The organism is Brevundimonas sp. GW821-FHT02A10 (genome assembly GCF_059422025.1).
Genome location: NZ_JBWKWC010000003.1, coordinates 100,227 through 113,884, shown reverse-complemented (window position 1 = coordinate 113,884; position 13,658 = coordinate 100,227). Strand labels below are relative to the sequence as shown.

Below are 13,658 nucleotides of genomic sequence, written 5' to 3'. Positions count from 1 at the left end.
GTGGCCGTAATCATCCCGACGATGCGTCGTCCGGAATTCCTCGAGCGCGCCCTGAAGTCGGTGTTCGCGCAAAAGGGCGTGGAGCATCGGCTGGCCAGTGTCGTCGTCGTGGACAACGATCCCGAAGGCAGCGCGGCGGTCGTCGTCGGGCGGCTGACGGAGAAATGCCCCGTGCCTCTGGTTTATCGGCACGAGCCGAGGCCGGGGGTGTCGACGGCGCGCAATGCCGGGCTGGCCGCGACCCTCTCGCCCCTGATCGCCTTCCTCGACGACGACGAGAAGGCCACGCCGACCTGGCTGGCGAAGCTGATCAAGGCGCGCGAGACGCTGAAGTGCGACGTCGTCTTCGGCCCCATCCACGGCCGGGTGCCGCCGGGCACGGGCTGGACGACCCGTTATCTGGAGACCTTCTTCGGACGGCAGGGGCCGGAGAAGACGGGCCTGATCGACCATGCCTACGGCTGCGGCAATTCCCTGATGCTGAGGGCCACCGCCCTGCCCGGCGACGCTCCGTTCGATCCCAAGACTGACCAGAGCGGCGGCGAGGATGACGCCCTGTTCTCGGCCCTGTCGATGCGCGGCGGGACCTTCGGCTGGGCCGCGGACGCCTGGGTCGACGAGTTCGCCCCGCCCCATCGCGCCACCCTGAACTACGCCCTGACCCGCGCCTTCGCCTATGGCCAGAGCCCGCCCCAGCTGGCCTGGCGCGAGGGCAAGCCGGTGCGGATGCTGCTGTGGATGGGCGTCGGGGCCGCACAGGCCGGGATCTGGGGTCTGGTCGCGCTGGCCCTGACCGTGATCAACAGCGACAGGCGCGCCGAGGCGCTGGACAAGGCCGCGCGTGGTCTGGGCAAGGTCTTCTGGACCAGGGGCTTCGAGCCGCATTTCTACGGCGTGCGCGAGCTGGCGCGGCTGGAGAAGGCGAAAGCCTAGCCCACCAGCCGCCGCAGGAACGACGGCGGCTTGTAGGTTGAGCGGTTCACGACGACGCCGGCGATGCGGCCGCCGACGGCCTCGATCTCGTCGCGCAGGATCACGGGTTCGTTGGGCGAGGTGCTCTCGGCGGCGACCACGAGGATGGTGGCGTCGACATAGGGGGCCAGGGTGATGGCGACGTCGTTGCGGTCGGCGGCGGGGGCGTCGATGACCACGGTGTCGGCGTGTTTGCGCATGGCGTCCCAGTAGCGCGGATCCGGCAGGGGCTCGGCGCGCTGGCCCGAGCGCAGGGTCTCTGTGCGGAAGCGGGTCACCCACAGACGGCCCCCCAGACAGGCGCGCGCGGTCATCAGCCGGGCCGGATCCACCGGGCGGCCGTCACGACCGAGGATCGGCGGCGTCACCGCATAGAAGACCGAACCGTCGGGAGACGCCGCAGCGGGCGAGCCCAGGCGGCCGAAGCGCTCGACCTCGGCGGCGACGGTCTCCTGCTGCCCCTGCTGGGCCAGGTCGGCGTCGACCAGCCAGACGGGCTTTCTCGCACGCACGGCGGCCAGACGGGCGAACTCGCGGGCGACCGTCGAGGCGCCCTCGCCGGTGCCGGCGCAGGCGAACTGGATCACCCGCCCGCGATGGGCGGGGCCGGAGCCCAGGGCGGCCCAGAGGCCGGCCATTTCGGTTGTGAGATCGACCATCGAATCGGTTACGCGTTCTCCGCCGTCCTCAGGCTATCACGCCCTTGAAAAAGCGGAGACATCCAGCTTCAGGCCTTCACCGGCGCGACCGCGAGGACGGGCATCTGCAAGGTGCGTCCGGCCGAGGCCGGGGTGGCGAAGCCGCGCCGGGTGAAGACCCGCAGCAGGCCGACGCACAGGGCGGTGAAGCCGGCGAACAGGAAGACCAGGATCATCAGCGGCGCCTTCAGGCTGGAACCCTTGGTCGGAGCCGCCGGGTGGGACAGGATCTTCACATTGTCCGCGCCCGAGGCGACGAGGCCGTTGTCGGCCCGGCTCTGGCTGCCGCGCTGCTGGAATTCCTTGATGTTGGCGGTCAGGACGTCGCGGTTGCCCGCGAAGATGGCGTTCTTCGATTCCAGCTGGGTCAATCGGGCCTGACGCTCGCGCAGGGCCGCCAGCTGACCGTCCAGCACCGCCAGACGGGCGGCCAGGGCGTCGCGGTCGGCCTCGGCCGTCGTTCGCGCCGTATCCAGCGCCACCCAGCTCGGGTTGGGACCGGTGCGGACCTCCTTGGCCCCCACGGTGTCGCCGCCGGCGACGTAGGCCTGGAGCTGGGCGATCTGGGCGTCGATGTCGCGGACCGGCTGGGAATCGGGCCGATAGCGCGACAGCAGGGTCTCGCGCTCGGTGCGCTTCTGCAGGATCTGGTCTTGGGCGGCGATGTTCAGATCCTGCTGCAGGACAATCTCGGCCGGGACCGACGCCAGCTGGGCGGTGATGGTCTCGACACGCCGTGCGGCCTGGCTCAGCTGGGCCTGGGTCGAGAGCCGGTCGGTGAAGGTGGTTTGATAGGTCGCGGTCGCCGCGGCCTTGGCGGTGGCGAAGTCGCCGATGTCGTTCGAGGCCAGGAACTGCTCATAGGCGTCGTCGACATTGCCCAGCTCGTCCTCGAAAGTCTGGCGCTGGGTGTCGATGGCCTGGGTCGAGTTGTCCTGGAAGACCTCGCGGCGGTAGTTCTTGTAGGCCTCGAGCACGGCGGCCAGGATGCGGGCCGACTTCTCGGCGTTGTCGCTCTCATAGCTGAGAGAGATGATCGAGCTGGTGGGGCTGGTGCCGACGACCAGGCCTTCGGTGATGGCGCGAATGGCGTCGCCTTCCTGCTTTGCCAGCGATCCGGCGGCGGGCTTGCCGGGCTTCTGGAAGGTCTGGACCCCCAGGGCGCGGACGGCGCGCAGCTTCACGTCGCGGCTGGTCAGGATGTTGGCCTCGGTCTGGGCGATCTCGCCCGACGGCGGCGGGCTGGCCCGCTCGGTGACCGTGCCGACGCGCGGCTCATAGACATATTCCTGACCGGCCCCGGCATAGACCTCTGCCGTGGCGGTATAGGTCTTCTTCAGGGTCATGACCGCGGCGGCGCCGAGGACAAAGACCACCAGGAAGATGAGAATCATCAGTCCCAGCTCGCGGAACATCAGGCCGACGATGTCCGCGAGGCCGTAACGTGGGCGGGCGGTCACATAGGCCGTGCGCATAGGGCGAGCGAATCCATCGGATGAGGTACTGATGCGATCCTTCGCCGAGCGGCGTTAACCATCAGTTACCCATAACCGGTGAAGGTCCCCTCACCGCTTCATAGTCCCGGGCCGCCGGAAGTTTCATGACCGCTGACCGTCGCCAGATCCTGTTCGCCCTCGGCGCCCTGACCGCGTCGGGCGCCCTTTCGGCCTGCGGCGGCGCTCCGCATGTGCCGCTGGTCAATCCGGCCCCGCGCACGGGAAACCGTGTCCAGACGGGCGGTTTTCAGGAGATCGGCTTCTCGGACTGGACCGATCAGGAGCCCGAATACCTCTTCTATCCCGGCGACGAGCTGGAGGTCGCCACCCCGACCGCCGCCGAACTGACCCGCACGGTCAAGGTCGGGCCGGACGGCCGAATCGCCCTGCCTCTGATCGGCCAGGTGATGGCGGCGGACCGCTCCATCTCCCAGCTGCAGCAGGATATCTCGGGCGCCTATTCGACCCAGTTGGTACGGCCGGTGGTCGAGATCACGCTGAAGACGGCGGGGCCGATCCGGGTCTGGGTGGACGGCGAGGTCAAGACGCCGGGCGTCTATGAGATGCAGGGCGATATCGACGCCTATCAGGCCGTGGTCATGGCCGGCGGCTATCTGGCCAGCGGCAAGCCCGAACAGGCGGCCCTGATCCGGCGCGGCCCGGGCGGAACCCGGATGTTGCGGGTGGTGGACCTGAGGCCCCGTCGCGGCGAGGTCGTGGCGCTGCGCCGCGGAGACCTGATCTATGTGCCGCGCTCGACGCTCGGCGAACTGGCGGTCTTCTTCACCCAGGTGAAGGCGGCGCTGCCCATCGGCTTCACCTACACGATCAACGGCCAGTATCAGCAGTTCTAGATCTGCTTCCCTCTCCCGTTGGGAGAGGGCTTGAGGCTCGCAGAGCGGAGCGATGCGCCAAGCCGAAAGGGTGAGGGGTAATGTCGCTCACCGGTGAGGGCATAACCCCTCACCCTCCCATCGCTACGCGACGGGCCCCTCCCTCTCCCTCCGGGAGAGGGGTTGGACTTTTAGGCGGCCAGGGTGACCACGCCGGCGTCGATGTAGCGACGGGCGGCCTTCTGGGCTTCGGCGATCTCTTCGCGTTCCATTTCCTGGCTCATCTCGCGGCGATAGACGCGCGCCTCGATGGAGCCCTTCATGGCGGCCAGGTTGAAGATCATATGGGCCGAAACCCGGTCCATCGGGCAGCCGCCCGAACCGGACGAATATTGCATGCCCAGACGGAACAGCATGTCGCCGTCCATGTCGGGGGTCGGCAGCGGCATCATCGCCTCTTCGGCGGCGGCCTCAACAAACTCGGGCGCGGTTTCTTGCGCGGTCATCGTCGTCTTCCTCTAGTGGCTGCCATTCTGGAGCCGTCCTTCGAGGTCACATCAAATACCGCCGGTTTGAAGTTAAAGTTAACAGCAACGGGCCCGAAAAGCCTTTTGTGTAAAGACTTTACCAAAGTTCAGTGACGCGTTCAGACATCATGAACTCGCTGGTAAGCATGCGTTTATCGAGATGCTTTCAAGGTTAACAAAACGGACCTTCAGCGGGCTTTCTGGCCGAACAGGATCTTGCGCGCCTCTTCGGCCGCCGCGCCCGAGGCCGCCAGATTCTTGCGCATCTCATCGCCCAGAGCGCGGCCGGCTTTCACCGCAGGACGCTCCCCGACCCGCTCGACCCAGGCCTTCAGGTTCGGGAAGTCGTCCAGGTTCTGCCCTTGCAGCGTCGGCAGGATCCACGGCCAGGCCGCCATGTCGGCGATCGAATAGTCATTGCCCGCCAGATAGGGCCGATCGGCCAGCCGTTTGTCCATGACGCCGTACAGACGGTTGGTCTCGTTGGTGTAGCGACGGACGCCATAGGCGATCTGGCGCTGGTCCTTGATCATGCTCGGCGCGTATTGCCGGAAATGGTGGGTCTGGCCGGCCATGGGCCCCAGACCGCCGACCTGCCAGAACAGCCACTGGTCGATCTCGGCCTTGTGGCGGCGGTCGGTGGCGTAGAACTGTCCGGTCTTGGCGCCGAGATACTGAAGGATGGCGCCGGACTCAAAGATCGACAGCGGCAGGCCGTCGGGGCCGTCCGGATCGATGATGGCGGGCATCCGGCCGTTGGGGCTGATGGCCTGGAACTGGGGCGTAAACTGCTCGCCCGCGCCGATGTTCACATATTTGACCTCATAGGGCAGGCCCATCTCCTCAAGGGCGATGGAGATCTTCCAGCCGTTGGGCGTGGGCCAGTACCAGAGCTCGATGGGACGGGTCATGCAGCGGCCTCCAGCGGGCCGGATCGCCCCCGAAACCGATCTGGGGCCTGCCGTCGCGAGGCGCAACTGTGTCGCTTCCGAAACCTGACACTCGCGTTCAGGGCGAGTTCATGCGCGCAGCGCGACCGTTAGCCATCTTCAACGGGCCAAGACGGAATGTCCGTCGCGACCCAGAGCAAGGAGCATGAAGATGAACCGACTGATGAAGGCGGCCGTCATGGCCCTGGCCGTCGCGACCACCGCCGCCCCCCTCGCCGCCCAGGCCCAGAGCTACGGCCGTCCGGACTATCGTCAGGATCGCCGTGACGACCGTCGCGATGGCCGCTATGACCGTCGCGACGACCGCCGGGACTGGCGCCAGGACAACCGCTACGACCGTCGCGACTATCGTCAGGACCAGCGCTGGGACCGCAACAATCGCGACTGGTATCGCGGCCGTCAGGACTTCTACGACTACCGCGGCTACCGCAGCGGCTACTGGTACGCGCCGAGCTATGGCTATTACCGCGTCGATCCGCGCTACGCCGGCTATCGCTGGCAGCGGGGCGGCTATCTGCCCTCGGCCTACCGCGGCTATTACGTGCGTGACCCGTACGTCTACGGCCTGCGTCCGGCCCCGCGCGGCTACGCCTATGTCCACGCCGGCAGTGATATCGTGATGATCGCGGTCGCCACCGGCCTGATCGCCAGCGTCCTGGCCAACGTCTACTAGACCTGCCGCCAGATCGAAGAAGAGCCCCGCAGGCCCATGGTCGGCGGGGCTTTTTCGTGTCCGTGAACCGGCGATACATTACGCAGACTTCACTTTGAGGTCCGTTTTCATTCAGACAGGGTTCATGGACGAAATAAGAAATTGACCACGAGCCGCCCATCAGGGGCGTGCGGGGAATAACGACCATGAAACGCACATTGATGGTGTTCGCCGCCATCTCCGCCTTCGCCGTCCCGGCGCTGGCGCCCGTGGCCACCCTGGCCCAGGACCGCGATCGCGGCCAGGAGGACGGCCCGCGGACGCCGCGCAACGACGGCGGCCGTGGCAACCGCGGCGGCGGCGGCGGCCAGAGCGGTGGACAGAGCGGAGCGCAGCAGCAATCCACGCCTCAGCGGGACTCCGGTGGCGATCGCGGCGGCGGTCGCAACGACGGCGGCCGGGGCCGTGACCGGCCTTCGCAGCCCGCGCCGCAGCAAGAGCAATCCCAACCCCAGCAGCAGCCCTCACGTCCTGACCGTCCCTCTGGCGGCCAGAACGGCGGCTGGAACGGCAACGGCCAGGGCGGCGGGCAGAACCGTCCGGACCGACCCGGCAATGGAAATGGCGGCTGGAACGGCGGCCAGAACGGTGGGCAGAACCGCCCGGATCGCCCGGACCAGGGCCGTCCCGACCGTCCGAACAACGGCGGTCAGAACGGGAACGGCGGCTGGAACCCCAACGGTGGCCGCCCCGACCAGGGTCGCCCCGGCAACGGGAACAACAACGGCGGCTGGAACCCCAACGGCGGCCGCCCCGATCAGGGTCGCCCGGATCAGGGCCGTCCCGGCAACGGGAACAACGGCGGCTGGAACGGAAACCAGGGCCGGCCCGGAAACGACGGCGGCTGGAACGGCAATCAGGGCCGTCCGGACAACCGTGACCGCGACCGCCAGCGTCAGGAGTACCGCAACCGCTTCGACTCCAACCGCTGGCAACAGAACTGGAGCCGCAGCCACCGCGACGACTGGTGGCGCAATGACAACCGCTTCCGCGGCTGGAACGGCGTCCGCTTCGGCTTCTATTTCGCCCCGGGCTACGGCTATTACAGCGTGCCGCGCAGCTATTACGGCGTGCAGTACTATGTCGGCCAGTACCTGCCGTCGATCTTCTGGCGCTATAGCATCAACGACTACCGGACCTATGGCCTCGGCTATCCGCCCGAAGGCACCCGCTGGGTCTATGTCGACAACTCGATCTATCTGATCGACGAGTATGACGGATACATCATCGACGTGATCCGCAGCGCCTGGCGTTGGTAGGCTTCACGACATGAGAATGACGACGGCCCCTCCTCTCGGAGGGGCCGTTTTCATATCGGGTAAAACCCTGAACCCTGACAGAGCCGTTCAGGCGCGGTTCAGGCTGGAAAGCCTAATCCTTCACCATGTCGGGTTTTCACGCCGCCCCCGCGGCCGTCTCATAAGGAGAGACACGTCATGACGAAGATCATCAAGCTGGCCGCCCTGGGCGCCGCCGCCCTCGCCGTCGTCGCCACCCCCATGGCCGCTTCCGCCCAGTCGTGGCGCGGCGGCGACCGCGACCACGACGGTCGCTACGAGCGCAACGAGCGCCGCGCCGACCGCAACCGCTACGACGGCGGCCGCTACACCCCGCGCGAACGCTATAACGACGACCGCCGCTACTACGCCGACCAGCGCCGGGACTATCGTCAGGACCAACGCCGCTATTACCGCGGCGGGACCCTGCCGTATCAGTACCGTTCGAACTGGTACATCCGCGACTACAACCGCTACGGCTACGCCCCTCCGCCGCGCGGTTACGGCTACTACCGGACCGACACGGGCGACATCGTCCTGGCGGCCCTGGCGACCGGCGTGATCATCTCGTTGCTCAACAACTAAGGCCTCACACGCCGCATAAGAAAGAGCCCGCCCGGAGCGATCCGGGCGGGCTTTTCATTGAGCCTCTGACTTTTAGTCAGAGGGTGTTCACAGCCCGAGTTTGGCCTTCAGGATCTCATTGACCGAGGCCGGGTTGGCCTTGCCGCCGGTGGCCTTCATGACCTGGCCGACGAACCAGCCGAGGGCTTGGGGCTTCTCGGCGACGGCGGCGGCCTTGTCGGGGTTGGCGGCGATCAGCTCGTCGACGGCCTTTTCGATGGCGCCGGTGTCGTTGACCTGGACCAGACCGCGCGCCTCGACGACAGCGCGGGGCGAACCCTCGCCGTTCCAGACGTGCTCGAACACCTCCTTGGCGATCTTGGAGGAAATGACCCCCTCCTCGATCAGGGCCACCAGTTCGGCGACATGGGCCGCCGGCAGCGGACTGGCGTCGAACTCGAGGTTATCGGCCGACAGACGGGCCGACAGCTCATTGGTCACCCAGTTGGCCACCAGCTTGGCGTCGCGGCCCTTCGCGGCTTCCTCGAAGTAATCCGCCTTGGCCTGATCCGAGATCAGGACCACGGCGTCGTACTGCGACAGGCCGTACTGGCTCATCAGGCGGCGGCGCTTGTCGTCGGGCAGCTCGGGCAGGGCCGACCTGATCTCGTCGATCCAGGCCTGTTCGATCTCCAGCGGCAGCAGGTCGGGGTCGGGGAAGTAGCGATAATCGTTGGCCTCCTCCTTGGACCGCATCGAGCGGGTCTCGTTCTTCGTCGGATCGTAGAGACGGGTCTCCTGATCGATCTTGCCGCCGTCCTCGAGGATCTCGATCTGACGGCGCGCCTCGACCCCGATGGCCTGGGAGATGAAGCGGAACGAGTTGACGTTCTTGATCTCGCAGCGCGTGCCCAGATGCGAGAAGTCGCCCGTCGCCTTGAATTTCTCGTACTGGCCGGGACGGCAGACCGAGACATTGACGTCGGCGCGCAGATTGCCCTTCTCCATGTCGCCGTCGCAGGTGCCCAGATAGATCAGGATGGTGCGGATCTTCTTGACGTAGGCGACCGCCTCTTCCGGCGAGCGGATGTCCGGGCGCGAGACGATCTCCATCAGGGCCGTGCCCGCCCGGTTCAGGTCGACGAAGCTCTCGGTCGGCGACAGGTCGTGGATCAGCTTGCCCGCGTCCTGCTCCAGATGCAGGCGCTCGATGCCGACGTTGAAGAAGGAGCCGTCCTCGGCCTCGACCTCGACCACGCCCTCGCCGACGATGGGGAAATAGAGCTGGGAGATCTGATAGCCGGTCGGCAGGTCGGGGTAGAAATAGTTCTTGCGGTCGAACTGGCTCTTCAGATTGATCTTCGCGCGCAGGCCCAGACCCGTCTTCACGGCCTGTTCGACGCAATAGCCGTTCAGGGTCGGCAGCATGCCGGGGAAGCCGGCGTCGACCAGCGACACCTGCTCGTTCGGGCCCGCGCCGAAGCCCACGGCGGCGCCGGAGAACAGCTTGGCCTTGGAGGCCACCTGGGCGTGGATCTCCAGCCCCATGACGAGTTCCCAGGGACCAGTCCGGCCCTGAATGGTTTTGGCGGTGGAAGTAGTCGTGTCGGTCATTTCGTTTTCTTGTTGAGCACCTGAGTGAGCTCACTGTCTGAAAAGGTCTTATGGAAGGCCTTCGGGGCGAGCGTGCTGGCCAGAAGGAACCTATAGTATCGACCCGGAAGCCGGAAGCCGACAGCATTGCCGATCATCGTCCCGTAGGCCGCGTGATAGCGCTTCTCGAGCGCCCGCACTTCCAGGCCAACCGGGTCGTTGAGCTTGATGTCGCGCTGGTAGGAATGCCAGACGCGGTCCGCCCATACCACGCCCTGCACGAAGTCCGACCGGGGGTCGCCCATCAAGGACACCCAGGCATCGTATTCGTCCTGCAGCCAGCGGCGGTCCATGCCGAAAACGGCGGGGACCGCATCAAGGAAATTGGCCTTCACCAATGCGTCCGTCGGGTAGCCGCGCTGCATCAAGCCCGACCAGTGCTCCATCTTGGCCTTCTCAAGACCCAGAAGCGCATGCCGGAAGATGAAGCCCATACCGAAGGGCGACCGCCAGCTTTCCTTATCCTTCAGCCCCAGACTCGCGGCGGTATCGCGAAGCTGGGTCAGGATGGCGTGTGAGAACTTCGGGGCGTTCTTGTCTCGACCGGCAACGAGGAAACTCACTGCTGCCCGCCCCCGCCGCTGAAGTTCAATTTGTCGGTCATCCGGTCGTCCTAGCGCCGTCGGGCGCGGGGAGAAAGAGCCTGTCTTGAGGTTGTCGCCAAACCGCGCTCAATCTGGCGCGCATTCATGGAGATTCCGATGCTCAAGACCTTCGCCGCCGCCTCTACGGCCGCCCTGCTGATCGCCGGCGGCGCCTCGGCCCAGACCGCCCCTGCCCCGGCTCCGGCGCCCGCCCCGGCGGCGCACGCCGCCCATCCGACCATCGAAAGCTCCATCGAGGCCCTGATGGCCGATCCGGAGACCAAGGCCGTGGTCGAGAAGCACCTGCCGGGCGTCGACAAACACCCCGCCTATGAGCAGTTCAAGACCATGACCTTCCGTCAGGTCGCCCCCTACTCCCAGGGCCACATCACCGATGAGCTGATCGCGGCCATCGACACCGACCTGAAGGCCCTGCCGGCCCACTGAGACCTTCCCCGAACGGTCCGGAGCCGCGACGTTTCGCGCTCCGGACCGGCTTCCGGACTGCTTTACTGACTCTTTGACCAGGATTATCGTCCCGCCTGAGCCGCCCGATCAGAGGCCGCCGGGAGGACGAAATGGACCACAACACCGGTATCGGGCGTCGCCGCCTGCTCAAGACCGGAGGCGCGGGCCTCGTCGCCGCGAGCGCCGCCCCCGCCGTCGCCCAGACCCCGCAGAGACGCCGCAAGCCCGCCCCGCCCGGCTTCCTCTGGGGCACGGCCATCTCGGCCTATCAGAGCGAGGGCAACAACACGAACGCCGACGCCTGGCTGATGGAGAACCTGCAGCCCAGCATGTTCCGCGAACGCTCCGGCGACGCCTGCGACAGCTATCACCGCTTCGACGACGACTTCGCCCTGGCCCAGGCGCTCGGCTTCAACTGCCATCGCTTCGGCGTGGAATGGGCGCGGATCGAGCCCAGTGAGGGCGTCTTCTCCAACGCCGAGCTGGACCACTATTCCCGCACGCTGGACGCCTGCGTGGCGCGCGGGCTGAAGCCGGTCATCACCCTGAACCACTTCACCACGCCGCTGTGGTTCGCGAAGCGCGGCGGGTTCGAGGCGGCGGATTCGCCAAATCTCTTCGCCCGCTATTGCGCGAAGGTGGTCGAGCGGCTGGGCGACCGGATGCACATCGTCACCACCTTCAACGAGGCCAATATCCGCCTGCTGGTGGATATGATGCCCTCGACCCGGGCGGCGAAGGAGACTGTGGCGGCGGCCATCGCGGCGGCGGCGAAGGCGACCGATTCCCCGCGCTTCTCCCGCCTGGCCTTCGCCGATGCGGCGGTGGCCGGGCCTCTGATGCAGGAGGCCCATCGCAAGGCCTATGACGCCATCAAGGCGATCCGCCCCGACCTGCCCGTCGGCATCACCCTGACCACCCAGGACATCCAGTCGCCCGGCCGGCCCGATCTGGTCGAGCGGTATCGTGAAAAGCTCTACGGCGACTGGATCGCCGTGGCGCGCAGCCACGCCGACGTCTTCGGGGTCCAGACCTATACCCGCTTCACGGTCGGCGAGGACGGCGTCCTGCCCCCGCCGCCGGGGGCGGAACTGACGATGTCAGGCTATGAATTCTATCCGCAAGCGCTGGCGAACACGATCCGCTGGGCCCACGCCGCCGTCGGCAAGCCCATCTATGTCACCGAGAGCGGCACGGCCGTCGCCGACGACGCCCGCCGCATCGCCTTCATCGACGCCGCCCTCGACGGGGTGCGCGACTGCCTCGACGAAGGCATCCCGGTGCACAGCTACCTCTACTGGTCGCTGATCGACAATTTCGAATGGACCTCGGGCTATTCCATGCCGTTCGGCCTGTCGGCGGTGGATCGTCAGACGTTCGAACGCAAACCCCGGCCGAGCGCGCTGCATCTCGGCCGGATCGCGAAGGCGAACGTGATCTAGCCTACCACCACTTCTCTGCCTTGCCGGTGAAGCCCGCGGCCTTTTCAAGCGCGGCGCCCACCTGGAAGACCGTGGCCTCGTCGAGCGCCTTGCCGATGACCTGAAGGCCGAGCGGCAGGCCGTTGGCGTCGATGCCCGCGGGCACCGACAGGCCCGGCAGGCCGGCCAGGTTGGTGGTCACGGTGAAGACGTCGTTCAGGTACATGCGGACCGGATCGACTTCCTTGTCGCCGATGGCGAAGGCGGCCGACGGGGTCGACGGCGTCACGATGGCGTCGACCTGACCCCAGACATTGTCGAAGTCCTCGGCGATACGACGGCGGACCTTCAGGGCCCGGACGTAATAGGCGTCGTAGAATCCGGCCGACAGCACATAGGCGCCGATGGTCAGGCGGCGCTGGACCTCCTGGCCGAAGCCCTCGGCGCGCGAGGTCTCATAGAGGTCGGTCAGGCTGGTCGTGTTTTCGGCGCGGTGGCCAAAGCGCATGCCGTCGTAGCGGGCCAGGTTCGAGGAGGCCTCGGCCGGGGCGACGATGTAATAGGCCGGCAGGGCGTACTTCGTGTGCGGCAGGCTGATCGGCACAATCTCGCAGCCGGCGTCCTTCAGCCAGGCGATGCCCTGGTCCCAGAGCGCCTGGATCTCGGCGGGCATGCCGTCGACGACGTATTCCTTTGGCACGCCGATGCGCAGGCCCTTGACCGACTTGCCGACCGACTGGGTCCAGTCGGGGGTCGGGACGTCGAGGCTGGTCGAATCCTTGAGGTCGAACGAGCACATGGAGTTGAGCAGCAGGGCCGCGTCTTCAACGTTTTTCGCGATGGGCCCGGCCTGATCCAGCGAGCTGGCGAAGGCCACCATGCCGAAGCGGCTGGCGCGGCCGTAGGTTGGCTTGATCCCGACCGTGCCGGTGAAGGCGGCGGGCTGGCGGATCGAGCCGCCGGTGTCGGAGGCCGTGGCGGCCAGGCACAGGTCGGCGGCGACGGCCGAGGCCGAACCGCCGGAGGACCCGCCCGGGGTCAGGTCGGCGTTCGAGCCCTTCGACTTCCACGGATTGACCACCGGACCGAAGGCCGAGGTCTCGTTCGACGAGCCCATGGCGAACTCGTCCATGTTCAGCTTGCCCAGCATGACCGCCCCGTCGCGCCACAGATTGGCGGTCACGGTCGATTCATACGGCGGCACGAAGCCGCGCAGCATGTTGGAGCCGGCGGTCGTCTGGACGCCGTCGGTGCAGAACAGGTCCTTGATGCCCAGCGGCGCGCCTTCCAGCACCCCGCCCTCGCCCGCCGCGAGCCGCGCGTCGGAGGCCCTGGCCATGCCGATGGCCTTCTCGCCCGTCACTTCGACATAGGCGTTCAGGGTCGGGTTGGCGGCCTCGATATTGGACAGGAAGGCGCGGGTGATTTCTTCGGACGAGAAGTCTTTGGCCTTCAGGCCGTCGACGGCGCCCTTGAGGGTCAGTTTGGTCAGGTCGCTCATGA

At 66.9% G+C, this 13,658-nt stretch carries 14 protein-coding genes; 7 read left to right on the top strand and 7 right to left on the bottom strand.

Translation table 11 applies throughout. The features are described 5' to 3' along the window. Window positions 1–933, top strand: coding sequence for a glycosyltransferase (locus AC07U0_RS10105; protein ID WP_494719894.1), 933 nt, complete (start codon window positions 1–3; stop codon window positions 931–933). Here the strand turns inward: AC07U0_RS10105 and AC07U0_RS10100 are convergent. Together AC07U0_RS10100 and AC07U0_RS10095 are read right to left on the bottom strand one after the other, a co-directional pair. Continuing rightward, complete coding sequence (locus tag AC07U0_RS10100) at window positions 930–1,631, bottom strand: P-loop NTPase family protein (protein WP_494719893.1); 702 nt, start codon at window positions 1,629–1,631, stop codon at window positions 930–932. The genes AC07U0_RS10105 and AC07U0_RS10100 overlap by 4 nt on opposite strands. 68 nt (window positions 1,632–1,699) lie before the next feature. Then, entirely contained in the window at window positions 1,700–3,145 is a 1,446-nt protein-coding gene (locus AC07U0_RS10095; RefSeq protein WP_494719892.1) for a GumC family protein, read from the bottom strand. Window positions 3,146–3,270: 125 nt separating this feature from the next. Between AC07U0_RS10095 and AC07U0_RS10090 the strand changes: the two genes are divergently transcribed. Continuing rightward, complete coding sequence (locus AC07U0_RS10090) at window positions 3,271–4,020, top strand: polysaccharide biosynthesis/export family protein (RefSeq protein WP_494719891.1); 750 nt, start codon at window positions 3,271–3,273, stop codon at window positions 4,018–4,020. Between the two features lie 170 nt (window positions 4,021–4,190). On the opposite strand, the gene AC07U0_RS10085 is transcribed toward AC07U0_RS10090, so the two are convergent. Both AC07U0_RS10085 and AC07U0_RS10080 read right to left on the bottom strand, forming a co-directional pair. Then, complete coding sequence (locus tag AC07U0_RS10085) at window positions 4,191–4,505, bottom strand: sel1 repeat family protein (RefSeq protein ID WP_494719890.1); 315 nt, start codon at window positions 4,503–4,505, stop codon at window positions 4,191–4,193. 209 nt (window positions 4,506–4,714) lie between these two features. After that, window positions 4,715–5,437 (bottom strand): glutathione binding-like protein, encoded by a 723-nt coding sequence (locus tag AC07U0_RS10080; protein ID WP_494719889.1) that lies wholly within the window; start codon window positions 5,435–5,437, stop codon window positions 4,715–4,717. Between the two features lie 190 nt (window positions 5,438–5,627). Here AC07U0_RS10080 and AC07U0_RS10075 point away from each other — a divergent pair, with 190 nt between their 5' ends. From AC07U0_RS10075 to AC07U0_RS10065, 3 genes are all read left to right on the top strand, one after another. Next, window positions 5,628–6,149: an RcnB family protein gene (locus AC07U0_RS10075; protein ID WP_494719888.1), complete on the top strand. Its 522-nt coding sequence runs from the start codon at window positions 5,628–5,630 to the stop codon at window positions 6,147–6,149. 185 nt (window positions 6,150–6,334) lie between these two features. Continuing rightward, window positions 6,335–7,447, top strand: coding sequence for an RcnB family protein (locus AC07U0_RS10070; protein WP_494719887.1), 1,113 nt, complete (start codon window positions 6,335–6,337; stop codon window positions 7,445–7,447). 177 nt (window positions 7,448–7,624) lie between these two features. Next, complete coding sequence (locus AC07U0_RS10065) at window positions 7,625–8,050, top strand: RcnB family protein (RefSeq protein WP_494719886.1); 426 nt, start codon at window positions 7,625–7,627, stop codon at window positions 8,048–8,050. 87 nt (window positions 8,051–8,137) lie between these two features. Here the strand turns inward: AC07U0_RS10065 and gatB are convergent, their stop codons facing one another. Together gatB and AC07U0_RS10055 are read right to left on the bottom strand one after the other, a co-directional pair. Further along, window positions 8,138–9,643, bottom strand: coding sequence for an Asp-tRNA(Asn)/Glu-tRNA(Gln) amidotransferase subunit GatB (gatB, locus tag AC07U0_RS10060; protein WP_494719885.1), 1,506 nt, complete (start codon window positions 9,641–9,643; stop codon window positions 8,138–8,140). Continuing rightward, window positions 9,640–10,245, bottom strand: coding sequence for a hypothetical protein (locus tag AC07U0_RS10055; RefSeq protein ID WP_494719884.1), 606 nt, complete (start codon window positions 10,243–10,245; stop codon window positions 9,640–9,642). The genes gatB and AC07U0_RS10055 overlap by 4 nt, the downstream gene beginning before the upstream one ends. 138 nt (window positions 10,246–10,383) lie before the next feature. Between AC07U0_RS10055 and AC07U0_RS10050 the strand changes: the two genes are divergently transcribed. Together AC07U0_RS10050 and AC07U0_RS10045 are read left to right on the top strand one after the other, a co-directional pair. Beyond that, window positions 10,384–10,713 (top strand): hypothetical protein, encoded by a 330-nt coding sequence (locus tag AC07U0_RS10050; RefSeq protein WP_494719883.1) that lies wholly within the window; start codon window positions 10,384–10,386, stop codon window positions 10,711–10,713. A gap of 131 nt (window positions 10,714–10,844) precedes the next feature. Continuing rightward, the gene (locus tag AC07U0_RS10045) at window positions 10,845–12,176 is read left to right on the top strand and encodes a glycoside hydrolase family 1 protein (protein ID WP_494719882.1); all 1,332 of its coding nucleotides are present in this window, start codon (window positions 10,845–10,847) and stop codon (window positions 12,174–12,176) included. 1 nt (window position 12,177) lies between these two features. Here the strand turns inward: AC07U0_RS10045 and gatA are convergent, their stop codons facing one another. After that, the gene (gatA, locus tag AC07U0_RS10040) at window positions 12,178–13,656 is read right to left on the bottom strand and encodes an Asp-tRNA(Asn)/Glu-tRNA(Gln) amidotransferase subunit GatA (protein WP_494719881.1); all 1,479 of its coding nucleotides are present in this window, start codon (window positions 13,654–13,656) and stop codon (window positions 12,178–12,180) included. Window positions 13,657–13,658 lie beyond the last annotated feature (2 nt).

Bases quoted from the DNA above. Each gene is read 5' to 3' on its own strand.
- AC07U0_RS10100 (WP_494719893.1), bottom strand. From the start codon at position 1,631: ATGGTCGATCTCACAACCGAAATGGCCGGCCTCTGGGCCGCCCTGGGC.
- AC07U0_RS10095 (WP_494719892.1), bottom strand. From the start codon at position 3,145: ATGCGCACGGCCTATGTGACCGCCCGCCCACGTTACGGCCTCGCGGAC.
- AC07U0_RS10090 (WP_494719891.1), top strand. From the start codon at position 3,271: ATGACCGCTGACCGTCGCCAGATCCTGTTCGCCCTCGGCGCCCTGACC.
- AC07U0_RS10085 (WP_494719890.1), bottom strand. From the start codon at position 4,505: ATGACCGCGCAAGAAACCGCGCCCGAGTTTGTTGAGGCCGCCGCCGAA.
- AC07U0_RS10080 (WP_494719889.1), bottom strand. From the start codon at position 5,437: ATGACCCGTCCCATCGAGCTCTGGTACTGGCCCACGCCCAACGGCTGG.
- AC07U0_RS10075 (WP_494719888.1), top strand. From the start codon at position 5,628: ATGAACCGACTGATGAAGGCGGCCGTCATGGCCCTGGCCGTCGCGACC.
- AC07U0_RS10070 (WP_494719887.1), top strand. From the start codon at position 6,335: ATGAAACGCACATTGATGGTGTTCGCCGCCATCTCCGCCTTCGCCGTC.
- AC07U0_RS10065 (WP_494719886.1), top strand. From the start codon at position 7,625: ATGACGAAGATCATCAAGCTGGCCGCCCTGGGCGCCGCCGCCCTCGCC.
- gatB (WP_494719885.1), bottom strand. From the start codon at position 9,643: ATGACCGACACGACTACTTCCACCGCCAAAACCATTCAGGGCCGGACT.
- AC07U0_RS10050 (WP_494719883.1), top strand. From the start codon at position 10,384: ATGCTCAAGACCTTCGCCGCCGCCTCTACGGCCGCCCTGCTGATCGCC.
- AC07U0_RS10045 (WP_494719882.1), top strand. From the start codon at position 10,845: ATGGACCACAACACCGGTATCGGGCGTCGCCGCCTGCTCAAGACCGGA.
- gatA (WP_494719881.1), bottom strand. From the start codon at position 13,656: ATGAGCGACCTGACCAAACTGACCCTCAAGGGCGCCGTCGACGGCCTG.